This is a genomic window from Leptospira alstonii serovar Sichuan str. 79601, assembly GCF_000347175.1.
Classification (GTDB): Bacteria; Spirochaetota; Leptospiria; order Leptospirales; family Leptospiraceae; genus Leptospira; species Leptospira alstonii.
In genome coordinates, this window is record NZ_ANIK01000122.1 from 22,649 (window position 1) to 45,213 (window position 22,565).

General features: G+C 43.8%; 19 protein-coding genes. 7 read left to right on the plus strand and 12 right to left on the minus strand.

Annotation, left to right across the window (positions count from 1 at the left end):
* Window positions 1–57 precede the first annotated feature (57 nt).
* The 5 genes from LEP1GSC194_RS20120 to LEP1GSC194_RS20140 all read left to right on the plus strand — a co-directional run bounded on the left by LEP1GSC194_RS20120 (window position 58) and on the right by LEP1GSC194_RS20140 (window position 4,532).
* Entirely contained in the window at window positions 58–900 is an 843-nt protein-coding gene (locus LEP1GSC194_RS20120) for an LIC_13355 family lipoprotein (RefSeq protein ID WP_020775315.1), read from the plus strand.
* An 85-nt stretch (window positions 901–985) separates the two neighbouring features.
* Complete coding sequence (gene cobT, locus LEP1GSC194_RS20125) at window positions 986–2,020, plus strand: nicotinate-nucleotide--dimethylbenzimidazole phosphoribosyltransferase (protein ID WP_020775303.1); 1,035 nt, start codon at window positions 986–988, stop codon at window positions 2,018–2,020.
* Between the two features lie 8 nt (window positions 2,021–2,028).
* Complete coding sequence (locus LEP1GSC194_RS20130) at window positions 2,029–2,820, plus strand: adenosylcobinamide-GDP ribazoletransferase (RefSeq protein ID WP_020775324.1); 792 nt, start codon at window positions 2,029–2,031, stop codon at window positions 2,818–2,820.
* Window positions 2,805–3,389: an alpha-ribazole phosphatase gene (gene cobC, locus LEP1GSC194_RS20135; RefSeq protein WP_017808143.1), complete on the plus strand. Its 585-nt coding sequence runs from the start codon at window positions 2,805–2,807 to the stop codon at window positions 3,387–3,389. Before LEP1GSC194_RS20130 ends, cobC begins: the two co-directional genes overlap by 16 nt.
* Window positions 3,390–3,440: 51 nt before the next feature.
* The gene (locus LEP1GSC194_RS20140; RefSeq protein ID WP_020775325.1) at window positions 3,441–4,532 is read left to right on the plus strand and encodes a vWA domain-containing protein; all 1,092 of its coding nucleotides are present in this window, start codon (window positions 3,441–3,443) and stop codon (window positions 4,530–4,532) included.
* Window positions 4,533–4,535: 3 nt separating this feature from the next.
* Here the strand turns inward: LEP1GSC194_RS20140 and LEP1GSC194_RS20145 are convergent, their stop codons facing one another.
* From LEP1GSC194_RS20145 to LEP1GSC194_RS20175, 6 genes are all read right to left on the minus strand, one after another.
* Entirely contained in the window at window positions 4,536–6,251 is a 1,716-nt protein-coding gene (locus LEP1GSC194_RS20145) for a mucoidy inhibitor MuiA family protein (protein WP_020775301.1), read from the minus strand.
* 1 nt (window position 6,252) lies between these two features.
* Window positions 6,253–8,367, minus strand: a complete 2,115-nt coding sequence (locus tag LEP1GSC194_RS20150; RefSeq protein ID WP_020775327.1) for a DUF4139 domain-containing protein — start codon at window positions 8,365–8,367, stop codon at window positions 6,253–6,255.
* A gap of 288 nt (window positions 8,368–8,655) precedes the next feature.
* Window positions 8,656–10,167, minus strand: a complete 1,512-nt coding sequence (locus LEP1GSC194_RS20160) for an OmpP1/FadL family transporter (protein ID WP_020775338.1) — start codon at window positions 10,165–10,167, stop codon at window positions 8,656–8,658.
* Between the two features lie 296 nt (window positions 10,168–10,463).
* Window positions 10,464–12,338 carry a chloride channel protein gene (locus tag LEP1GSC194_RS20165; RefSeq protein WP_020775304.1) on the minus strand — a complete coding sequence of 625 codons (1,875 nt, stop codon included), beginning with the start codon at window positions 12,336–12,338 and terminating at the stop codon, window positions 10,464–10,466.
* A gap of 144 nt (window positions 12,339–12,482) precedes the next feature.
* A complete protein-coding gene (locus LEP1GSC194_RS20170) occupies window positions 12,483–13,259 on the minus strand; it encodes a hypothetical protein (protein ID WP_020775316.1) in 777 nt (258 codons plus the stop codon).
* Complete coding sequence (locus tag LEP1GSC194_RS20175; protein ID WP_036043911.1) at window positions 13,256–14,170, minus strand: CPBP family intramembrane glutamic endopeptidase; 915 nt, start codon at window positions 14,168–14,170, stop codon at window positions 13,256–13,258. Before LEP1GSC194_RS20175 ends, LEP1GSC194_RS20170 begins: the two co-directional genes overlap by 4 nt.
* A 62-nt stretch (window positions 14,171–14,232) precedes the next feature.
* Here LEP1GSC194_RS20175 and LEP1GSC194_RS20180 point away from each other — a divergent pair, with 62 nt between their 5' ends.
* Together LEP1GSC194_RS20180 and LEP1GSC194_RS20185 are read left to right on the plus strand one after the other, a co-directional pair.
* Window positions 14,233–15,153 (plus strand): LysM peptidoglycan-binding domain-containing M23 family metallopeptidase, encoded by a 921-nt coding sequence (locus LEP1GSC194_RS20180; protein WP_020775313.1) that lies wholly within the window; start codon window positions 14,233–14,235, stop codon window positions 15,151–15,153.
* Entirely contained in the window at window positions 15,146–16,225 is a 1,080-nt protein-coding gene (locus tag LEP1GSC194_RS20185) for an NHL repeat-containing protein (protein WP_020775330.1), read from the plus strand. The genes LEP1GSC194_RS20180 and LEP1GSC194_RS20185 overlap by 8 nt, the downstream gene beginning before the upstream one ends.
* Before the next feature lie 84 nt (window positions 16,226–16,309).
* Here the strand turns inward: LEP1GSC194_RS20185 and LEP1GSC194_RS20190 are convergent, their stop codons facing one another.
* From LEP1GSC194_RS20190 to LEP1GSC194_RS20215, 6 genes are read right to left on the minus strand one after another with little or no spacing between them, the layout of a single operon-like run.
* Window positions 16,310–18,025 (minus strand): NADPH-dependent assimilatory sulfite reductase hemoprotein subunit, encoded by a 1,716-nt coding sequence (locus LEP1GSC194_RS20190; RefSeq protein WP_269083820.1) that lies wholly within the window; start codon window positions 18,023–18,025, stop codon window positions 16,310–16,312.
* Between the two features lie 7 nt (window positions 18,026–18,032).
* Entirely contained in the window at window positions 18,033–18,641 is a 609-nt protein-coding gene (locus tag LEP1GSC194_RS20195) for a precorrin-2 dehydrogenase/sirohydrochlorin ferrochelatase family protein (RefSeq protein WP_020775321.1), read from the minus strand.
* Window positions 18,638–19,471 carry a uroporphyrinogen-III C-methyltransferase gene (gene cobA / locus LEP1GSC194_RS20200; RefSeq protein ID WP_017810275.1) on the minus strand — a complete coding sequence of 278 codons (834 nt, stop codon included), beginning with the start codon at window positions 19,469–19,471 and terminating at the stop codon, window positions 18,638–18,640. The genes LEP1GSC194_RS20195 and cobA overlap by 4 nt, the downstream gene beginning before the upstream one ends.
* Window positions 19,472–19,474: 3 nt before the next feature.
* Window positions 19,475–20,725 (minus strand): sulfate adenylyltransferase subunit 1, encoded by a 1,251-nt coding sequence (locus LEP1GSC194_RS20205; protein WP_017810276.1) that lies wholly within the window; start codon window positions 20,723–20,725, stop codon window positions 19,475–19,477.
* Entirely contained in the window at window positions 20,725–21,630 is a 906-nt protein-coding gene (gene cysD / locus LEP1GSC194_RS20210) for a sulfate adenylyltransferase subunit CysD (RefSeq protein ID WP_002746103.1), read from the minus strand. Before cysD ends, LEP1GSC194_RS20205 begins: the two co-directional genes overlap by 1 nt.
* A gap of 8 nt (window positions 21,631–21,638) precedes the next feature.
* Window positions 21,639–22,376, minus strand: a complete 738-nt coding sequence (locus tag LEP1GSC194_RS20215) for a phosphoadenylyl-sulfate reductase (protein ID WP_021064318.1) — start codon at window positions 22,374–22,376, stop codon at window positions 21,639–21,641.
* Between the last annotated feature and the right edge of the window lie 189 nt (window positions 22,377–22,565).

Here is a 22,565-nt window from a genome sequence, read left to right on the forward strand (position 1 = left end):
TAAAAAAGGTAATGCAAATTCGAAAATAAATCGATTTGCTTTACCTCGAACAAAGTTATGTTAATCAGAATATTAAATAAAAAACAAATATGCATTTTTATTATAATTCATTTTATATTTTTTGAATGTATTGAAAATAAAAAAGAAAATTTCGATACTCTCGCAGCGTTACTATTTCTAATTCAATCCCAGCAACAAACTTCCGATTTAAGGCCTTGTAAAGATAGATTTGCAATCGATCAAGCTGGCGTTTATAATGCAAAAGAAATCATAAGCGCCCCGGCAAATATTGGAATCGGGTTTCAAGATTCAAACTGTGTGGTGGACGGAGTTTTAGGACTCGGAAATTTTAACGGTTCCTTAGACGTCTTTACTTTGGATAACAATGGCGCAGGAGCATCTTTGATTTTAGGTTGGAACGGTAAAAAGGTACAGAATACTATCGGTGCGGATTTTATCGTTTTTGAGAACCCGTTTCTACAAGGTGGAAACGCAAATTCGGTTTTTTTAGAACCGATTATCGTGGAAGTAGGCAACGATCAAACGAATTGGTGCGGGTGGAATCCATCTTACGCGGGAGGCGGAACGTTTTCCAACGATCCGGCAAATTGGTCGCGTTTCGCAGGATTGAAATACGTAGACTATAACCAAATCACAAATTCGATGAGTTCAGCATCCTTATTCAATATAGGAGGAGGAGACGGATTCGATTTGGGAGACTTGAATTTTGGAAATTCGGGAACGGGTTGCAACGCGGCTTTAAAAAACGAAATTCTAAATAACGGGTTTCTGTATATAAAATTGACTTCAGCTAAAGTGATTCTCACTTTTCTTCCGATTCCCGGTTCCAACGCAAACCCGGACATAGACGGCGTGATCGCAAAACAACTAAGTTTATAATATTACAAAAATGGAATGCAAAAAATAGAGTTGAATTAAAAGCGAATTTCACGAACACCGCAGAAAAATAGAAGGAGTTTCCCGTTTGAATCCGAATGAATTACTTACGAAATTACAAAACAAGATCGATTTCAAAACAAAACCTCCCGGCTCTTTGGGATCGCTGGAATCGCTTGCTCTTCAAGTCGGTTTGATCCAAAATACCGACTCTCCCGAACTAAAAAGCCCGCATATACTCGTATTTGCCGGAGACCACGGCCTTGCCGATTCCGGTGTCAGCGCCTTTCCGAAAGAAGTCACCTATCAAATGGTATTCAACTTTTTGAATGGAGGCGCGGCGATCAACGTGTTCTGCAAACAAAATTCGATCCGGCTCAAGGTGATTGATGCGGGCGTGGATTTTTCGTTTCCTGGGGACTCCGTTTCCGGCAACCCGGATTTTATAGACGCTAAGGTCGGTTTCGGAACGAAAAATATTCTGACGGAACCGGCGATGACAAAGGAAGAGTGCAGTCAAGCCATGGAAAGAGGAGCTCAAATTTCCACGGAATCCGTATCAGATAATTGTAATGTAATCGGATTCGGAGAGATGGGAATCGGAAATACTTCTTCGGCAAGCCTTATCACCGCAAGCATTCTGAAAAAAAACGTAAAAGAAGTCGCCGGAAAAGGAACGGGATTAAACGATCAGGGGTTTCAGAAAAAAATCATAATTCTGGAAGAATGTTTTCGTAAACATCAATCCTCGTTACAAACGCCTTTCGACGTTTTACAAACGTTCGGAGGATTTGAGATTGCGATGATGGTCGGAGCGATGATCGATTCCGCAAAAAAAGGAAGAATCGTCTTAGTAGACGGTTTTATCGCGACTTCCGCATTTTTAATCGCGCAAAAATTGGAACCGTCCATCATAAAAAACGCGGTCTTCTGTCATAAATCGGTAGAACCCGGCCACGCGTCTCTATTAGAAGAATGGAATGCAAGACCCATTCTCGATTTGGGACTCAGACTTGGAGAGGGAACCGGATGTGCGATCGCATTTCCGATTCTGCTATCCGCCGTGACTTTCCTAAAAGATATGGCTTCCTTTGAATCCGCGCAAGTGGATCGGAAGCTTTGATCCATTCAATGATCCGAGAAGAGTGGAATCGTTTCTGCGCTTCTTGGATGTTCAATACCAGACTTCCCGTTCCTCCGTTTTACGTTTATTCGGAATCTTCCCTTTTTCGATCTTCACGTTATTTTCCTTTGATCGGTTGGATCGTTTCCGCTGGAGCCTCTTGGATAACCTATTTTCTTTCTTGGATTTTACCCGTTGAAATTTCGGTGATCCTCGGAATGATCGCGAGCGTTTTGATCACGGGCGGCTTTCATGAAGACGGGCTCGCGGACGTTTGCGACGCGTTCGGAGGAGGTTGGAATAAGGAAAAAATTCTCGAGATCATGAAGGATAGTAGAATCGGAACTTTCGGTTCTTTAGGATTGATTCTTTCTTTGGGTCTCAAATATCTTTTACTCTTAAAAATCTTTCAGATTTCTCCTTGGATTTTTTTATTCACATCCTGGTTTGCACACGCGGCAAGTCGATGGTTCGCTTTGGTATTGATGATGTTGATTCCGTACGCGAGGGACAACGATTTGTCCAAATCCAAACCGATGGTAAAAAAATTACCTCCTTTCGACTTCATCCTTTCCGCATTGTTCGGATGTTTGCCCTCTGTTTATTTTGCATTCAAATTCCAAGATCAAATTCCTAATCTTCTTTTGGGATTTTTCCTTTCATTCTTATTCGTTCTTTATTTTAGAAACTATTTTAAAAAATGGATCGAAGGTTTTACGGGAGATTGTCTCGGATTTACACAACAAGGAACCGAACTTCTCTTCTACTTGGGAATGACGATTTCATGGAACTTTATTTAATCCGACATACGACTTCCGACGTTCCTCACGGAACTTGTTACGGAAAAACGGACGTTCCTCTCGTTCCGAGTTTTCAATCCGAGTTTCAAACAGTTCTGGAAAAGTTCGAACAACTTCCGGATCGTTTTTATTCCAGCCCGAGTTCGCGTTGCGGAAATCTGGCCGAATTTTTAAAACAAGAGAATTCAATCGAATTGGAATATTCAAACTTATTGATGGAATTGGATTTCGGCTTATGGGAAGGAAAACCGTGGTCTGAAATTCCGGAAAAAGAATCCGTATCTTGGACAAAGGACTTTGTAAACGTTCGAACCCCCGGTGGAGAAAGTTATTCGGAACTCTACAGACGGGTCGAAGAATTTCTGGAAAAAATTCTCAATTCCTTTCCAAACGAAAAGATCGGAATCGTAACACACGCCGGGGTTATTAGAGCCGCTCTTTGTAAACTTTTAAAAATTCCTTTGGAGCGCGGCTTTTCCTTCGATTTGAATTACGGCTCTCTGAGTAAGATTCTCGTGGAAAAAAACGGACAGGAATTTTTTTCCAAATTGATCTTTTGGAACCGTTAAACCGCGACACACTCTTTAGATTTTTTGCGAACGACCGATACAATTCTTAGTATGCGAAATCTTTTTTATCTCGCAAAAATCGACGACAAATCGAAACGTTCGATGTCCATCCAAAAGATCGTTTATCTGATCGCCTCGGTTCTACTCTTTGTGTTGCCGGAAATCGAAATCGTTTCTGAAAATCAAGAACATTCCAAATTATTCATCATAGACGCTTCCGGGTCGATGAACGAATATTTGGGAATCTATCAAAAAATTCATTTGGCTAAAAAACACGTTAGCCGATACATCTCCACTCTTCCCGTAGAAACGGACATAGGATTTATCGCGTACGGCAATCGGGTAGCGGGTTGTTCCTCTTCCCGTTTGTACCAACCCTTGGAAACGGGAAACCACGACACATTCAAAAACCGTTTATTCGGTTTAACACCTTCGGGTGCGACTCCCCTTGCGGAATCGATTCGAATCGCGGGAACTTTAATTTCGCAGAGGAAAAAAGAAACCGAAATCGTCTTAGTCACGGACGGAGTGGAAAGTTGTTACGGGGATCCGAAAAAAGAACTACAAATCTTAAAACAAAAAGGGATTCCCTTTCAATTTCATATCCTAGGGTTGGGTTTAAAGGCGGACAAAGAACGACAGATGAAAATTCTCGCGGAAGAAGGAAACGGAAAGTATTTCGGAATCGAAGACGATTCTTCCTTTTATACGGCTCTTGAGTCCCTTAAAAACCGAGCCGTTACGGTTTCCAAAGAACCGGAAAAAAATCCCATTCAAGAACCTAACGGCGATTTGATGGTATGGTTTGAAAAAATCCATAAAAGCCAAGAATCCGATTCAAAAGGAACGGACTCTTATACGATCGACTTCGGTTTTAAAACACAAGGGAACCCTAAAAATTGTGTCGTGTTCAATCTCAAACCAAAAGGAGATTCTTCCAATCGAAGTTTAGGACCGAAAAGAATCTCATCTCCCGAGAATTTGATCTTGAGTAAAAGTTCCTGTTTTGACGTTTCCGAAGGTAAGGGAACGATCACGATCGAAATTCCGAAACAAACTTCGATCGCGGGAGTTTTGGAACTCTGGGATATGACCGGAGTCCCGTCCCCTCTTGGAATTTCAAAAGAGGAGGAGCTCCGTTAGGCGTCACAGGTTCAGGTCGAATTCGGCGGGAAAGCTGATCTTATATTTGAGTTTGATCTCCCGTTTTTGATTCGGTCTTAGATCCAACTTCCATTCCAAAATACCGGAATCTTTTCTTACTTCCGAGTATCCCGGAGTCGTGTTGGAATCGACGGAAACTTTTACGCTTTCCACTCCGGAAACCGGAATCGATTCTTGAAACGAAATCGTTCTGGATTCCTTTCCGAAGTTTTCAAGTTCCACTCGAATCGACTTTTCAATGACCTTGGTTCCGGATAGGATCCCTTCCTTGGTTTGATTGGATTCTTTTCTGTAAATCGCACGAATCTCATTTTCGGAACCGAAAGAAATCTCCGCTTTTTCTCCGGGACTTATATAACCGAAGTTGGACGTTCCCACCATACCCGCTTGACGAAACACCGCCGCTTCTCCGGGAAGAATGGGAAAGCCGGAAATATTTTTAAAACTGCCTTTAATGAGCGGATAACGTTTCAAAGCAGGAACATACAAGGCCGTAAATGCGGCGTCCGTCGTGAACGAAGCCAAGGATAACTTTTTGGATTCTTTGCGGGAAAGAAGTGTGACCGGTTTGGAATAACGGAATAAAAATCCGCTTCCCGATTCTTCGCTACTTCCGGTCGTGGGATCGATTTCCGCTTCGGGAGATTCCGCTTCCGGCGCCACATTCGATTCTCCCCCAACACTTTGACTTTGAACGGCAACGAGCCCGTCTTTGTTCGTCTGTTTTTTTTGATCGTATAACCTTTGACTGGAAAGACGGGGTCTTCTTCCGCTTACGTCGGGACTGGAAGTGGATAATAAAAGATTAATATTGTTCCAATCCTCTCCGCTTTCCTGATTGATTTCGGCGAGATATTCGAGTTCGATTTTTTCTCTTCCGTCCATACGAACCGAGTAGAAAGGTTTCCAAGAAACCATTCCCGATTGATACGTAAGACTCAATTTCGTCTCCTTTTTTTCGGCACCGGTAAAACTCACGAGAACCTTAGTCATTCTGGAAGATTTTTCGGATAAGGAAAGAATAACGTTCAATTTATCCCTTAACTCGGAAAGTTTTTTCCGAAGATCCCTGGCGGAGCGATCGACTTCCTGATTGGAACTCAAGACGGCTTGAATGGCTTGTCGATTTCCGGAAAGAGTTTGAAACCATTTTTTGGAATCGACTTCGTTCTTTTTGTAGAACAGATTTTTGGAAATCATTTCCGTCAGTTTCAACCTCGTATCCGCGAGAATTTTTTTCAAATTCCTCAGATTGGAATCCTTTCCCTCGTAACTTTCGATTTCCTTTTCCAAAACGCGGATTTTCTTTTGTAACTCCAAAGCCTCTTCGTTGTGTATGATAGCTCCCGTTTCGATCCAAGTACTGGAACCTACTACGGAAGCCCCGGACGCTTCCACCGATGCGACCAAGGACTCGTCTTGAAGTGCGACGGGCAAGTTCCGAATCAACAGTTCGTTGATTCCCGGTTCCAAGTTGATCTTACCGCTTCTTAAAACTCCCGCCGAAGACTCGTATAACGTTACGTCCTGAACCTTCAATTCCACTTCCCTTGCAGTCAAAGGAAAGATCGTAAAAATCGATAACCAAAAGATGAAAAACGATCGCAAAACAAAACCGAAAATTTCTCGTTCAAACCGAAATGTTTTTTGAAACATAAGTTTATAAAATTCGAATATTCGATATTTTAAATGATTCATCTCAGTATCCTCCCGGACCCGGGGTTTTAATCAGCCTATTTTCGGTCGGATGACTTACCGAATATTCAAATTCTATCATTTTTTTTCCGCCGGAAGGAAGTTCCACCCTATAAGTCAAAATGCCTTCTTCGTTTTTTAAAGGGACATCCTTCCCGAATTCGAACTTGATTTCCACGCTGTCGTCCACCGTATACGGAACACGATCGATCAACGTCAGGACCGCGTTTCTTTTTTTGCGGTTTTTAACTTCGATACTTACCTTGTACTTGGTCTTTGTGCGGGAAGAAATCACTCCTTCCTTTTGTTCAAAAGAAGTTTCTCTTCGACTTACGAGAATATCCCGATCCTGACCGAGTTCCATTCGAATCGTTTCTCCGGGTTTGCTCGTGTTTAGAACCGTATTTCCCAAAAGAGTGTTCCCTGAAAAAACTTCCATCGGTCCCGCAAGCAACGGTTCCCCTTCCGAATTGGAAGCCTCCACGGTCAAATACGCCCCCGAACCGGAAAGGGGAGAAGAGAAATAACCCGGAGTCAAAGAGAGGGATTTCTTCTTTAAAAAAACCTTATTGAAAGATCGATCGGAAGGGATCGTCTCCGAAATTCCGGAGACGTATTGATAATCGAATCCTTCCAAAGGAGAAGGAGGAATCAAACCGCCCGGCACTTTTTGGGAAGAAAGAATCAGACTTCCTTTGCGAAGAAGTTCTTCCGTATACGTTTCGATAGAATTCAATTCTTTACGGGAGAAGTCCGAAAGTTTGGAGAATTTTTTGAGAGCCTCCTGTCCGTAGTAGTTCGCCTGATCGTATTGACCGCCGTTGAAGTTATCCCGCTGGTTCGCTAAATCCGTCTTAAGCTGATTGAGGTTGTCTTCAGTTCTAAGAGAATTTGCGCGATTGGAATAATTCTCCTGAATGATCTGGCGGGATTGTTCCATCGGAGCCGGAGCGTTTTTACCGGCAGTTTTGTTTTGAGCATAACCTTCAGCGGACTTCGAAACAGCGCGTTTGCTTTTTTTGGAGCGAGGGGCTTCTTCCTTCATCTCTTCGGGAGCGACTCCTGCGGAAGAAGGAGCAAAGTCTTGAATTTCATTTGAACTTTCGTCGTTCTCACTGTAAGCTTGTTTGGAATCTTCCACCGAAGTTTGAGTTTGAATTCTCCATTCTCTTACGATCGGAAGATCGATATCCAAATCGGGATTGGAAGCGGTAAAAAAAAGTTTCACCTTTTCCCAATCTTCACCCGTATCGTTTCGAACGAGTGCAAACCAACTCAAGTCGCCGCTTCTCGATTCGTCCGCAAGTTGAAGGGAATATCTCGGAAACCAACTCGCGCCCGGAATCAAATATTTATATTCGATCGACGTTTCCGTATCTTCCGACGTTTCTATCTCGAGATAAATTTCTTTTTTTTGTTTTGCTTCCAATCGACCGAGATGATCCAAACGAGCGTCCACGACCAAACCTTCTTCGCGAACTTGATCCAAGGTTTCCAATTTTTTCTGACGTATCAAAGACAACTGATTGAGATGTTCCTGATATTGTTTTTGAAATCCGGATAAAAACTCCGGATCGGCGATTTCTTCTTGAGGAGCGGGATCTTTTTTGATCACAGGGGAAATTTTTACGATAGTCTTTTCTTCCTCGATCAATTCTTGAATTTCCAAACTCAAGAGTTTGATCTGATCGCTGAGCGTTTCCTGTCTTTTTAAAAGAGAAGCGATTTCCTTCGTTCTCGCTTTTCTTTCGACTCGAATCTTGCCTCTAATTCCCCGAATCTTAATCTTCTTGGAAGAATCCGGAAAACGAACCGAGATCGTTCTCTCCGAAACTCGATCCGGAATTTCTCCGAGATAAATTTCGGAACTTCCGGCTTTAACCTTGGTTCGAAGATTTCTCGTAACATACGCAAAGCTGGAATAAAGAACCACGGATTGAATTCGAGAAGGGTCCGTTCTTTCAACGTTAGCTGCGATAGGTTCGCCGGCGAGTCGCTCGTCGCCTTCTTCCGCGTCGTCCTGACTTTTTACGGACGGAGCCGTTAAGATCAAAAAGATCAGAATCATATTTAGAAATAATTTTTTTTCAGACCGCAACGGCGAGATGGATTGTCGCATACGATTTAAATCTCCAGGAAAACGGGTTTCTTAAAAATAATTTAACGTGAACTCGTGGAGAAAGTTTGGGCGAATCCGGCCTTGAGAAGGCCGGACCGCGCTTTCAGCTCCAATCAACAAATTGATAGATCGCACTAAAAACGAAATTTTTTCGTCGTTCCAATTTGTTGATTCCGCTTCAATCGCTTTCGCATTGGAACTCGCGTTAATTTATGGAATTCTTTTCCACAAAAAGAGACACGATTTCCAGGTCGGGTCAACCGTTTTCCCTAACGGTTCCGGCGGATTTCAGAAGAATAAAGTCATCGAAACTCCGATCGTCCAAATGTATCCTCCGTAGGAATAATTCGGATTTCTTTCTCTCGGAGCGTATTTGTCGACTTGCACCGCTTTCAACTGGTGATTTGAGATTACTACGTCGAAGATCATCGGCTTTCGGAGGCGGTTTGCAAATTTAAAGACGTTAGGACTTAATATATAAGAAAAACCTAAACTAAAAATGTTTCGATCGGAATCCATCCAGTTGTTGGCTCCGGGCATCGCAGGCAGAGGAGTCTTTTTGTTTGCAAACCCGATCCGTGTTTTTAAGGATTTGAAAACGGAATATTCCGCGCCGAGCCGAAAGTTGGTCGTATCGTGAAGATAAAAACCTTCGGAGTATTTCTCCTTGATCCGGGACATTTTAAACCGACTCCAAATTTCACGGTTCACGTCGAAACTAAGAAGCAATCGATCGTTCGGTCTAAAGGCAAACCCGTAAGAAAATACTCTCGGATTGAAACCGTCCAAGATCGCAAGATCGAAATCCAATTGAATTCCAAGAAGAACGGTTTGCGCTCTCGCAGGAACCGGATCGATTTGGGCCACGGTCTCTCTTTTGTAAGAGGCTCCCAAACTGAACTTCCCGTAAGAGAACTGAAACCCATAGGTGGGGTTGACCAAAGGTTTTACGGTAAGAATCGTTTGAGAGTTTGCCGTAACCGGATCGGGAGAAATAGGAACGTCCTTCATCAAAATACTTCCGGAACCGCCTGCGATCGCAGTAAAACCGACACCCGCAAAAAGACGATCTTTCCAGATTTCCAAACCGAGGCCGCCCATAATCGTAGGTCTTTCGTTGCCGATCCCCTGTTGCAGATAACGTGGTACGGTTGGATTCTGATCGTTGAGAGTCAGAAGGTTTCCGTTTCCCGGAACGAGAGCGTTGATTCCGAAACGAAAACCTCTTCCAAAATCGAACATATCGTTCAAATTGAGAGTAAGGCCGAGGCCGACAAAACTATCTCTTATTTTTGTAATATTCTGATTTTGTGGAGCGGTTGTATGAGACTTAGGATTCGCGTGGTGATACTGAAAACTGACTTCGTGAACGCTCCTTTCGGGACGAGCCGCCGCCTTGTATCGAAAGACATCCTTCGTAAAACCTTCTTTTGTATCGGCCCAAAAACGTTTGTGCCAAGGTTCGACTGCTACAGTCGGTTGATTGACCGAATCGTTTGTGCTGGCGCTCGGTAACGTCTTCCGAGGGATGTTTTTATTTTCGGAATTTTCTACGTTATTCGCCCTTGTTTCCCTTTCGATCGACGCAAGGATGAGATCCCCTTCGGAGAGTCTTGCAAGTCCGGCGGGATTATAAAACACGGCGGAAGAATCATTCACGACCGCGGTGACGGCGCTCCCCATTCCCGCCGCCGCCGGATGTCCTCCGTAAATGTCTCCGTAACTTCCGGCTCTTAATTCTTTACCGAAGCCGATCCCTAAAAGTAGTCCTATCCCGAATGTTCTTTTCAAATTGAACATCTTCAATTTTACCTACCTTGTTCTCATAAATAAGATATAAAAAATTCCTGTTATTTATCGGAATCGAGCGGTTTCTAAAAGTCCCGATTACTTCATAAAGATGGGGCAGAACCTTGCGGCTTGACATTTTGGTAAAAGACTTAACTCGGAATCTTAGAGATGCGGGAACTCCCGCGTTTTTCCTTTCGGGTTCCGGACGAGCTCGAGAGTAATACCGGGTTTTTGGGAAACGCTTTAAACTGAGACTCAAAAGTCCAGTATAAACCGAAATTCACCTTACAGCCCTTAGGTGATGGTCAATTTTTCGGAAGGGAATCGGATGATTTTATATTTTTAGGAAATATATTTTCGAAGTATATTTTCATAAGATCCGCAAAACGAAGATATCCGATAAACCGATTCTCTTCGAGGATCGCAATTTTATCCAAATCCTGATCGATCAAAATTTTCAAAAGAGTAGCCAACGAATCTTCCGGCTTTCCGAACGGAGCGGAAACATCCGTAACGTCCCCGACGGTGATTAAGTTGCCGATGACGTTTCTCGATTCGAGAGTGTGCCTTGCTTTTCTAAGAGATAAAATCCCAAGATAACGGTTTTCCCGATCGAGAACCACGTAGTCGCTTGCCTGAATTTTTAACGCCTCTTCCTCAAGTTCGGAAAGTAAAAGGTGATCCCGAGTTACGGCAATCGTACGCAATCGATTCTTCCAAGTTTTGACTTGAATCTCTTCCAAAAAGTCCCGATTCATATCCCAAAAATGTGCGGGAGATTGAAATCTCGTTTCCTTTTGCGCGCGATACAAACTTAATTTATGACTCAACACAAACGTTAAAATCGAAACGACCATCAAAGGAGGAAGCAACATATAACTTCCTATCATTTCGCAAATCATAATCATTCCCGCGATCGGAGCGCTCGCAACACCCGCGTAAAAGGCGCCCATTCCCACCAGGATAAACGACGTAACCGATAGATCGGGATAAACAAAAACCTTTGCAAGAGTTCCCACTCCTCCGCCTAACATGCCGCCGATGAAAAGCGAAGGCCCGAACATTCCCGCCGAACCGCCCGTACCGATCGTAAACGAAGTGGTGAGGATTTTCATTCCCGCTAAAATAAAAAACAATACGGCCAGCCAAAGTCCTCTACTTTGAAACATGGATGAAAAAATTCCCTGTGTTCCGACGGGGTCTTTTCCATCCAGCGCAACTTGGAGTATTCCCGCTCCCGTTCCGATCGTCTCCGGTAAAAAAAGTCCGACAACTCCCACGACAAGACCGCCTAACGCAGGTTTTAAGATCGGAGAAATCCTAAGACGGGCCGAAAAACCTTGCACCTTTCTAAAAATCCGAATGAATACGTCCCCGGACAAAAAACAAAGAACTCCCAGACCTAAATAAAAAATCAAATCGGTATATCTTAAAAACTCTGTATCGGCAACTCGATACACAGTGTTAAATCCGTTCAAGGCGGAATACACCAGATAAGCGCCGACCGAGGAGATAATACAGGGAATCAAAGAATCACTTTCGATATCTTCCCGATAAATCATTTCCACCGAAGTTAACGCGCCTCCCAACGGAGCGTGAAAGATGGCGCCCAAACCTCCCGCCGTTCCCGCAAGCAAAAGCGTTCGCCTCGCTCTGGCTCCGGCTTTCAAAAGAGTGGCCAGTAAGGATCCGAAACCGGCTCCGATCTGAGAAATCGGACCTTCCTTTCCCCCGCTCCCGCCGCTTGCAAGAGTGAAGATCGTCGCAACGGACTTCACGAGTGAAACGACCGGATTCATTCTTCCTTCCTGGTTATGGAAAGAATCGATCATCGCGTCCGAACCCGTTCCTCCGGACTCGGGTGAAAAACGATTTACGATCCAACCGGTAAGAAGTCCTCCGATGATCGGAAGAAAAAACACAAGCCAAGGTCTGTATTCATCGGAAAAAGGAATTCCCCAGTGTAAGGTATCGCCGGAGTCGATGAGAAATTCTCCCGAAGCGTGCGGAAGGGAAAGACCCGCAGCCCGATCCAAAAATAAGTATTCGCATACTGCGAGAATTCTCGAAAAAAGAAAGGCTCCCAATCCGGAAACGATCCCGGTGAGAATGCAGTAAAAGTATAAGGATCTTCTTCCGCTGATTCGAAAAATCGGTTGTTTTAATTTTTCTTTTTTCATGGCCGCGTCGATCGTTCATTAAAGAAATTTAGAATACCGATCTTATTTTCGAGATCGAAATTCTTTATTTCCGGAGTAATCCCAAAAATTCGCTTTGTCTCGAAACGCCGTTTTAAGACGCTATAGTTTATTCTTAAGAAAACTCTAATATTTAAAAGTATAAGATAATTCGAATAAACGGTTGTGAGTCGTCGTGTCTTCCACCGCACCGGTCATCCGATACAATCTTGGAACCACAAGAGCGGCGATCACAACTCCGCCGTACTTGGATTCAAAAACGTTACCGCTCGGTCCTTCCTTACCCAGAAGATTGTCCATCATACTTTTTTTATGAATGTTGTTCATCGCGAAGTAGTAGGCCAGTCCGCCGATCAGCAGATCCGAAAGAAGATAAAAAGAGACTCTCGTCAACGTATCCGTCGAAGTATAAATCGGGGACTTGCGGGAATTATAAAACACGGACAACGCGGGAGAAATCAAATTCAATCCCTGAGATACGAGATGGGACTTCTTCTCCAACTTTTCGATCCTTTCATCGGGAGTCGTTCCCGAAGCCGAGCCGATTCCCGCCGCGTCTTTCTTTTGCAATTCTTCCTTAAGATAATTTCGAAACGCCTTTTCCATTCCGTATTTCGGAGCTTCGATTCTTAGGATGCTGACGTTTTCTCGTTTTGCGAATTCTCCCAAATAAATATCGAACGAATATCTGGAATACCAAGGATTCGTATAATGATATTTGAATCCTTTTGTCTTTTTGCTGAACTTTACGGAACCTTCCGCGAACTTGTTCAACGCCGCGGAGATTTTCATGTTATTGTCTTCGATATTTCCCTCGAACTCGATCACCTCGGACGCAAAAAGGGAATGAAACGTTAGGAGAAACGGGATCGAAATACGAACGAGTCCGTAAAATCGGCTCACTGAATTTCTCCTCCTTTGATAAAAGCGATCAACAACATGATGGAGTTGTAACTAATGTGCGCCGTAATGGAATACCAGATGTTTCCCGTTCTCAGATAAAAAAGCCCGAAAAACATTCCCACAAAACTAAGCAAAATAGGAACGCTGATCGAAGTCTGTCCGCTGTAATGAACCAAACCGAAAACGACGGAGGTAAAAATAAGGCCGGGAATTTCCAATCCTTTTGCTTGGAATTGTTTCAGACAAAATCCGCGAAAAAAAACCTCTTCCACAATTCCCGTAATCAGACCGACGCTATAAAGAGACCAGAGTAACAAAGATCGGTTCCCTTTCATTGCCTTAAAGAGGGTTTCTTGAAATTCGTTCGGAGTTTGTTTACCGAAAATCTTAGTCAGAAAAAAACCGAAGACGATCACGAATAAAAATACCAACGCTCCGAGCCCCACACCCGTAAACACGGTCTTGAGGTTGAAAGGATCGCTGAGATTGGCGTATTCCGCCTTAAAAAATCGAACCAAAATCAAATAAGCGGGAAGAATAAAACAAAGGGCCCAGATCAATCGGTCCACGATCAAAAGCCAAGGTTTTTCCTTTACCATCACTTCAATGTAACGCTGAGATATCTGCTTAGTGTCGGTTTGTATTTCTTTCTGAAATTTTTCCGTAGTCTGTTTATAAATCTCCGCTCTTGTTTCTCCGTCCAAATACGGAAAATCGCTCGGGAGTTCTTCGGAAATCAAAACCGTGAGAACGATCGAAGTGGCAATCAAAGGAAGAAAGACATACGTTCCAAGAATCAAAACGAGAAGCTGTTGAAAGGCGACGAAGACCGGCTCGAAAGGTGATTTCTTTTGCGGATTACCGGTATTTTCTAAGGATTCCATTGGATCGGGAGTCTCGGTTACAAGCATTTCTGTCTCTTTTTTTGCGTCATTGTTTTTTTAGAATCAGCCGATTCTACACGTATAAGACCATGAAACGCTCTCTCAAGTATCCAATCGGAATCATTACCGCGCTCTTATCGGTTATTTTTTTTGAGAGGCCGATCGATTCCCGCCAAAAGACGGAACTTCTGAATAACTTGGATTACAACAATCAATCCGTAAAACGTCTGAGAGAAGACGTCAAAAACAACCTGAAGGTTTCCGTGTCCAATCTGGAAAGATCGGAACTTACTTCGCTTGAATTTTATCGATACGTTGTAAAGAAAGAAGACAACTTCTTCAAGATCATGGCTCGAACCGGAATGGATATCGATACCATTTCATCGGTCAACAGCCTTTCCTCTCCGTATGATATTTATTCCGGAATGGAACTTTTGATTCCGAACATGCGCGGCGTTTACGACTCGGACGAAAGGGAGAATTCTTTTTCCGTTCGGAAAAAACTTTCCAAGAAATACAAACTTGCGGAGAAGTTTATCTCTTTTGACGAGAACAAAGGGTATTGGTTCATCCCCGGCAAAGGACTTCCGAAAGAAGAAAGATCTTTTTTTTATGGAGTGGCTTTTTATCGTCCCTTGGGCGAAGAAGGAATTATCTCTTCCCGTTTCGGAAAAAGAAAAGATCCGTTTACGAGAAAGGAAACCTTTCACGGCGGATTGGACATCGCCGCCGAGGAAGGAACTCCCGTTTATGCTTCCGCAGACGGAGAAGTTTCTTTTTCCGATCAAAAGGGAGGTTACGGAAATTTGATCGTCTTAGATCACAGACTCGGTTATGAAACTTTATACGGACATCTGAGTTCTATCTCTGTACGTCCGGGTGAAAAAGTCCGCAAGGGTCAAAAGATCGGAGAAGTAGGTCAAACCGGAAGAGCTACTGGAAATCATTTACACTTTGAAGTCAGAAGATTCAATCAAAGGCAAAGACCGGTCTTTAGAGATCATGTTTAAAAAGATTTTTCTTTTTCTTTTCGTATTCATCCTCGTCATTTCGTTATTCTTAGCGTTCTTATTTTTGCGAGCGCATAAAAATACCGTGGAGTATTATCCCGATCCTCCCTTTGATCCTGGAAAAAATAATTATCTCTTGGAATCGGAATGGATTCATAAGGAAAGTCTAAATCAGCCTTACGGAATCGCAATCGATACTTCCGGTTTTGTTTATACCGGAACCGCCGATCATAAAATCGTACGCATCCGCACCAACGAAAAAGTGGAAACGTATGCGACTCTCGCGGGAAGACCATTGGGAATGGTCTTCGATTCTTCCGGAAATCTTTTGGTTTGTGTGGAAGAAGTGGGAATCGTAGAAATCCGCAAGGACGGTTCTCAGAGGATCTTAATCTCGAAACTTCCGGACGGTTCTCCGCTACGATTTCCGCACGGAATCGACATAACCAAAAACGGGAAAATCTACTTCACCGTTTCCAGCAGATCGCATTCTTTCAAGGATTCCTTTTTAGAGGAATTAACCTCGCAGCCGGACGGGATGATTTTAACGGCGGATAAGAATTCAAATTCATTAGAAATTTTGAATGAAGGCTTGTTCTATCCCACGGGAATCGCGTTATCTTTCAACGAACAATTTTTGCTCGTATCGGAACCGTTTCATCACAGGATTTCTTCGGTTCCGTTATTCGGTTTAAAAAAAGGCGTCGAAAAATTCTTCCTTACGAACATACCCGGACTTCCGGCTTTGATTACCGGAAACTCCGGTTCCTTTTGGATCGGGATTCCGTATTTTAGAAACGAAGTTTTGGATCGAATTCAGGAATATCCCGAAATTAAAAATCTATTATCGGGTTTACCGAGTTTTCTTTTTGCCAAAAGTACACCCAGAGGTTTGGTGTTTGCGCTAAACGATTTCGGGGATATTACTGCGAATTATCAGGATCTTTCGGGTTCTTCGATCGCGGGTATTACGGCCGTTTTGAACCACGGGGGAAACATCTATTTAGTTTCCTCGACCATCGGAAAAATCGCAAAGATGAAACCGATCGTCGAAGAAATTCAATTTTTTTAATATTCTAAGTTTTTTAAAAACACTTGCCGTTTCTTTAAAACTCGAAACAGTTGTACTGAAAAGTTTTGAGGATATTTTGAATCCTTACATCGATCCTAAAATTTCCCTGAATCTTTCGAGAGGAAATCTGTTTACAAAGTCCCCGAATTTTTCGTCGGAGTCCCCTTCTTCCTTCCAAACCACAAAAGCCTTTTCCAATTGAGCCGGAATATCGGCGAGAGCGACCTTTTTAGCGACGTAGTCCCCCACTTTGGTTCCTTCGGAATCCGCTCCGAAAAACAAGGCATATTTTCCTCCGGCTTGTTGACCTACGATTCCTATTTCCGCGGAATAAGGTCTTGCGCATCCGTTCGGACATCCGGTCATACGAACCACGGGAGCCCTATCGCTGAGTCCGAGTTTATCCAAAACTTTTTGAATTCCGTTCAGAACTTCGGGGAAAGTACGCTCGGATTCGGTCAACGCCAGCGCGCAGGTGGGAAGCGCCGGACAAGCGAGCGCGCGATCAAAAAGAGGAGAAGGACTTTTCCAAAGTACATTCAATTCCTCTAATCTTTTTTCGATCTTTTCGCGATCGGATTTTTGGATTCCTATGAGAAGCAAATCCTGATCCGCAGTGATCTGAACGTGTAATTTGTAAACGCCGATAATCTCTCTCAGAGCGGACTTCAAAGGTTTTCCCGGAAAATCCTTGATTCTTCCCGCAAGAGTATGAAACCCGAGGGAAAGAGTTCCGTCTTCCCTTTCGTTCCAACCCAAATAAGAAGGAGTCGCCCAACTTGGAAGCGCCTTATCCGTATCGAACCTTACATTGGAACGGGATTCGACTTCCGACCGAAACCACTCCACTCCTTTATCAGCGAGAACGTATTTCAAACGAGCGTGTTTACGATTGGTCCTATCTCCAAAATCTCTGTGAGCCGTTACTATCGCTTCCGCAACGGGGATCAACGCGTTTTCGGGAATCCATCCCAAAAGACTTGCCGCGCGTGCGAAAGTTTCCGGTTTGTTGTGAGTCATTCCGAAACCGCCGCCCGCAAACACAAAGTAGCCGTCGATTTTGTTTCCGTCCGCACTGAGAGTCGCAGCAAATCCCATGTCGTTGGCGTAGATATCCACGGTATTATTTCCCGCAAGAGTGACGGTGATCTTGAACTTTCTAGGCAGATAGGTTTTTCCGTAGATCGGTTCCTCTTCTTCCTTATTGAGTTGTTTATCGCCTAACCATACTTCGGCGTAAGCGTTCGTCTTATATTTAAAATGATCGGATAAAACCTGGGAAACTCCGTCGAGCAATCGAAGTTCCTTTTTTCCGAGAGGATTTACCGCCTGAGTTACGTTACGCACAACGTCGCCGCAAGCTCCCATACTGGAAAGATTTACTTCGTGAATCGCCTTCATTACGTCGCGAAGATGAAAGATTCTTAATGTATGAAGTTGGACCGATTGTCTCGTTGTTAAACGAATCGCTCCGCCTCCGAATTTATCTCCTAAAGCGTCCCAGACCAAGTATTGTTCGGAAGTAAGTCTTCCCCCCGGAATTCTGCCTCGAATCATAAAACTGGTGGGGGCTTCTATGTCGTTTCCGTTTTCGTCTTTTTTACGATCCCTGTCCTTTTGTTGATACAGCCCGTGAAACTTAAGCAGTTGTTTCTCGTCTTCTTCGTAGGTATCGATGTTTTGGTCTAAACCTTCGGCGATTTTACCTCTCAGATTTTTCGATTTCAATTTGGTTTCTTCGACGTGTGATAGTTCTTTTGTTTCTGACATGGCTTGGACCTTTTCCTTTTTAGAGTTTATGATTTCCTTATATTCTTTTTGAATCCGCCGGGACCTTGAAATAATCCTCTTTGAGGGTTTGTAACAGATCCTTGAGAACCTTCCTTCTAAGTTCCGTATCGGGCAGGATCGTTTTCAATTCCTTTCTCAATTGCATAAGTTCCTTGAACTCACCTTCGTGTTCGTCCGGGATCAATTCTTCCAAGGTCGTCTTAACGACTCGGGAAATACCCGCGAAATTTCCTTCCGTGGAAATCGCGACACGAACCGGTCCTCTATCCAAAACGGCAGCGGAATAAAAATCGCAGTTGGACGGATCGTCCGCGCAGTTGATCCAGATCTTCCAAGAATGAGCGTAGTCGGTAAGTCTGGCGTTTAAATTGGAATCGTTTGTCGCGGAAAAAACGAGGGCTCTACCTTGCAGATCCGAAAATTCCACGGATCTATATTCCACTTTGATTTCGGGGTGTTTCTCTAAAATTTGGACCACTTCCCTGCAAGCCTCCAAAGTGATTAGGGTGATCTTTGCGCCCGACTCGAGAAGATGAGGCAGTTTTTCAAGAGCGACCTTTCCTCCTCCAATCAACAGAATATTCTTATTTTCTAAATTTAGAAAAGCGGGATATTTGCGGCTCATTTTTTCCCCCTTTGAATCTCGGAGGAAATCCTCCCTAAACGGGGTTCTTCCGAAACTTGGAGGTTGGTCGAATTCGATTTCGTATTTTCCGAAAATCGAACGACTTTTCCGATGTAAATAATTCCCGGACCCTTGGTCTTTTTTTCCAAATAAGAGTCCGCAGCTTCCTTTAAAGTACAAGTTTGAATATTAAAATTTTCTAAAGAAGCGTTTTCCACGAGCGCTACCGGTAGATCGGCGTCGCTTCCGTGTTGTAAAAGTAAGTTTGCGATTTTAGGAAGGGAAGAAGTTCCCATAAAAAGGGCGATGGTTCCTTTGAATTTAGCGAACCATTCCCAGTCGGTTTCTTCGTTTAAAACCGTATGTCCGTCCATGATCAAAACCTGACGGGACAAACCTCTGTGAGTCAAAGGAAATCCGGCAAAGGAAGATCCCGCGTTCAAGGAGCTCACGCCGGGAACGATTTCGTATTCTATATTATGATTGATTAATGTGATTAATTCTTCCCCGCCTCTTCCGAAGACGAAAGGATCTCCTCCTTTGAGACGAACGACGTTCTTCCCTTGAAGCGCGTAAGAAAGAAGGAGTTGATTGATTTCTTCCTGAGTCGCGGAATGCGCGCCGGAACGTTTGCCTACGTAATTTACGATCGCGTCTTTGGGAAAAATTTCCAGAAAGGAAGGATCCAAAAGAGCGTCGTACAAAACGACTTCGGCTTTGGTAAGAATCCGATACGCGCGTAAAGTAAGATCTTCCGGATTTCCCGGACCCGCGCCGACAAGATAAACTTTGCCGGGACGAAGATCTTTGTTCGTATCGGCGTTTAACACTGCTTAGACTCCAACTCCGGTAATCATACCCGCGCCGACGGTCGAATTGGTTCCTTCGTCCACAAGGATAAAACTTCCGGTGGAACGGTTGATTCTATATTCGTCGAAACTCACCGGTTTTGCGGTGCGGATTTTGATCTTTCCGATTTCGTTTAACGTGAGTCCTTTGGAAGCGTCTTGCCTTTCGTGAGTATCGGGTGCGACCTTGAATTCGACTTCTTTTACGACGGCTTTTACGGAGTTTGTGGTTTGACGCAGAATATATTTATTTCCGGATAAAAGAACTTTAGAATCCATCCAACAAATGCTCGCTTCCAAATCCTGAGAAACGACGGGAAGATTATCGGACTTAACGATCATGTCTCCGCGAGAAATGTCGATTTCATCCTTCAAACGGATCGCAACGGACATAGGAGGAAACGCTTCTTCCACTTCTCCCGCGAAAGTATCGATCGCTTCGATCGTACTTGTAAAGCCGCTCGGAAGAACGGTAATCGCATCGCCCTTTCTAAAAATACCGCTGCGAACCTGGCCCGCGTAACCCCTGTAGTCGTGGTGTTCGTCCGAAAGGGGACGAATCACATATTGAACCGGGAAACGAGCGTCCTCTATGTTCTCGTCGCTTTCGATATAAACTTCTTCGAGGTGAGAAAGAAGAGTGCGGCCTTCATACCAGGAAAGATTTTCGGATTTATCGACCACGTTGTCCCCGTTGAGAGCGCTGATCGGAATAAATTCAATATCCTTAATGTCCAATCTGGATGCGAAGTTCAAATACTCCGCTTTGATTTCTTCGTATCGCTCCCGCGAAAATTGGACCAAGTCCATCTTGTTGATACAAACCACAAGATGAGGAATCCGAAGCATGGAAGCGATATAAGAATGACGATAGGTTTGTTCGATCACACCTTTACGAGCGTCGATCAAAATGATAGCGAGATTGGAATTGGAAGCGCCCGTAACCATGTTTCTTGTGTATTGAACGTGACCCGGGGCGTCGGCGATGATGAATTTTCTCTTAGGAGTGGAAAAATATTTATAAGCGACGTCGATCGTGATCCCTTGTTCTCTTTCCGCTTTAAGTCCGTCGGTAAGAAGGGCTAAGTTGATCTGACCGTTGTTTCCACGAGCCGTTTTTTCGATGGCTTCGAGTTGATCCTCGAAGATCGATTTGCTGTCGTAGAGAAGTCTTCCGATCAAAGTGGACTTTCCGTCGTCCACGCTTCCCGCAGTAATAAAACGCAATAGATCCATCAGAAATATCCTCCTCTTTTTCTGTCTTCCATAGCCGCTTCGGAACGTTTGTCGTCGAGTCTGGAACCTCTTTCCGTAGTCCGAGTCGTCTGGATTTCGAGAATGATATCGTCTATGTTATCCGCTTGAGAATCGACCGCCGCCGTGCAAGTCATATCACCCACGGTGCGAAAACGAACGATCTTGTCTTCCACGCGATCGTTTCCATCGATTGTGATGAATTTTGAAACGGGGAAAAGAAGATTCTCGCGATAAATCACCTGACGTTTATGAGAAAAATATAATGAAGGAAGGGCGATATTTTCCTTACGGATGTATTCCCAAACGTCCAATTCGGTCCAATTGGAAATCGGGAAAACGCGAACGTTTTCGCCGGGACTGATTTTTCCGTTATAAATATTCCAGAGTTCCGGTCTTTGTAGTTTCGGGTCCCACTGGCCGAACTCGTCTCGAACGGAAAAAACCCTTTCTTTTGCGCGTGCCTTTTCTTCGTCCCTGCGAGCTCCGCCGATACAAGCGTCGAATTTGAATTCCGCGATCGTATCCAATAAAGTTACGGTTTGAATTCCGTTTCTGCTCGGGAACTTACCTTTTTCTTCGACGGCTTTTCCTTGGTCGATGGAATCTTGAACGTAACGAACGATCAGCTTCTCTCCGATTTTGGAAGCGAGCTCATCTCTAAAGTCCAAGGCTTCTTGAAAGTTATGACCGGTGTCGATATGAACCAAAGGAAAGGGAAATTTTCCGGGACGAAACGCCTTCAACGCGAGATGCACGAGCGTGATCGAATCCTTTCCACCGGAAAAAAGAAGAGCCGGTTTTTCAAACTGAGAAGCGGTTTCCCGAAGGATATAAATCGACTCCGCTTCCAGTTGTTCGAGGTGTGTAAGTCTAGATCTATTCATAGTTGAATTCATATCGCTCTTTTAGGACCGGATTTTTGACGGACTAATTTGCCGTCGACAACGTGAAGTCCGCATTCTTGATTCGATTCTTCCCACCACCATCTTCCGGAGCGAATGTCTTCTCCCGGCTGAATCGCTCTTGTGCAAGGAGCGCATCCGATGGAAGGAAATCCTTTTTTGTGTAACACGTTAACCGGAATCCGATACGTATCGATAAAGTCTTGAGTGCGTTCCAAAGTCCAATCCAAGAGAGGATGGTATTTTAAAATATTACGAGAGGAATCCAGTTCGATCTTTGTCAAAGAATTTCTGGAATCCGATTGTTCGGAACGAATTCCCGTGATCCAAAGTTCGGTTCCGACTAACGCACGATTTAGAGGTTCCACTTTTCGAATATAACAACATTCTTTTCTGTTTTCAACGGAGTCGTAGAAACTGTCGGGCCCTTTGGTGTTGATCAAATTTTGAACGGCATTCGTGTCCGGGAAATAAGTTTCAATCCTCTTCCCGTAGCTCGCGTTCGTAAGTTTATGAAGGTCGTATGTCTCGTTAAAAAGACGGCCCGTATCCAACGTGAAAATTCTAATCTTTAAATTTCGGGAGAATATTACGTGAGTGATAACTTGATCTTCCAGACCCAAGCTTGTGGAGAAAGCCGCAGTTTCTCCGTATTCGTTGCTGATCCATTCTAAGGCGTCTTCCAGACTCAAAGACGCAAGTTTTTGTTCCAACTCTTGTGGTAACATATTCGTGATAATCTAAGTCTTGAATTGGGAGCTTACGCATCCAGCTTGATTTTATGATGGATCAAGAAATAGTCCAGATTTAAGAAAAAATGGAAATATTTACTTACCAAAGTTTTATATATTGGATTTTTTGTAAACTATATTTGATATCAGGTCTTAATAACCGGCATTTTCTCAGTCTTACTGGAA

Bases quoted from the DNA above. Each gene is read 5' to 3' on its own strand.
- cysD (WP_002746103.1), bottom strand. From the start codon at position 21,630: ATGAATAGATCTAGACTTACACACCTCGAACAACTGGAAGCGGAGTCG.
- LEP1GSC194_RS20205 (WP_017810276.1), bottom strand. From the start codon at position 20,725: ATGGATCTATTGCGTTTTATTACTGCGGGAAGCGTGGACGACGGAAAG.
- LEP1GSC194_RS20160 (WP_020775338.1), bottom strand. From the start codon at position 10,167: ATGTTCAATTTGAAAAGAACATTCGGGATAGGACTACTTTTAGGGATC.
- LEP1GSC194_RS20180 (WP_020775313.1), top strand. From the start codon at position 14,233: ATGAAACGCTCTCTCAAGTATCCAATCGGAATCATTACCGCGCTCTTA.
- LEP1GSC194_RS20130 (WP_020775324.1), top strand. From the start codon at position 2,029: ATGATCCGAGAAGAGTGGAATCGTTTCTGCGCTTCTTGGATGTTCAAT.
- LEP1GSC194_RS20150 (WP_020775327.1), bottom strand. From the start codon at position 8,367: ATGCGACAATCCATCTCGCCGTTGCGGTCTGAAAAAAAATTATTTCTA.
- LEP1GSC194_RS20175 (WP_036043911.1), bottom strand. From the start codon at position 14,170: ATGCTTGTAACCGAGACTCCCGATCCAATGGAATCCTTAGAAAATACC.
- LEP1GSC194_RS20145 (WP_020775301.1), bottom strand. From the start codon at position 6,251: ATGAATCATTTAAAATATCGAATATTCGAATTTTATAAACTTATGTTT.
- LEP1GSC194_RS20165 (WP_020775304.1), bottom strand. From the start codon at position 12,338: ATGAAAAAAGAAAAATTAAAACAACCGATTTTTCGAATCAGCGGAAGA.
- LEP1GSC194_RS20185 (WP_020775330.1), top strand. From the start codon at position 15,146: ATGTTTAAAAAGATTTTTCTTTTTCTTTTCGTATTCATCCTCGTCATT.
- LEP1GSC194_RS20215 (WP_021064318.1), bottom strand. From the start codon at position 22,376: ATGTTACCACAAGAGTTGGAACAAAAACTTGCGTCTTTGAGTCTGGAA.
- cobC (WP_017808143.1), top strand. From the start codon at position 2,805: ATGGAACTTTATTTAATCCGACATACGACTTCCGACGTTCCTCACGGA.
- LEP1GSC194_RS20120 (WP_020775315.1), top strand. From the start codon at position 58: ATGTTAATCAGAATATTAAATAAAAAACAAATATGCATTTTTATTATA.
- LEP1GSC194_RS20195 (WP_020775321.1), bottom strand. From the start codon at position 18,641: ATGAGCCGCAAATATCCCGCTTTTCTAAATTTAGAAAATAAGAATATT.
- LEP1GSC194_RS20140 (WP_020775325.1), top strand. From the start codon at position 3,441: ATGCGAAATCTTTTTTATCTCGCAAAAATCGACGACAAATCGAAACGT.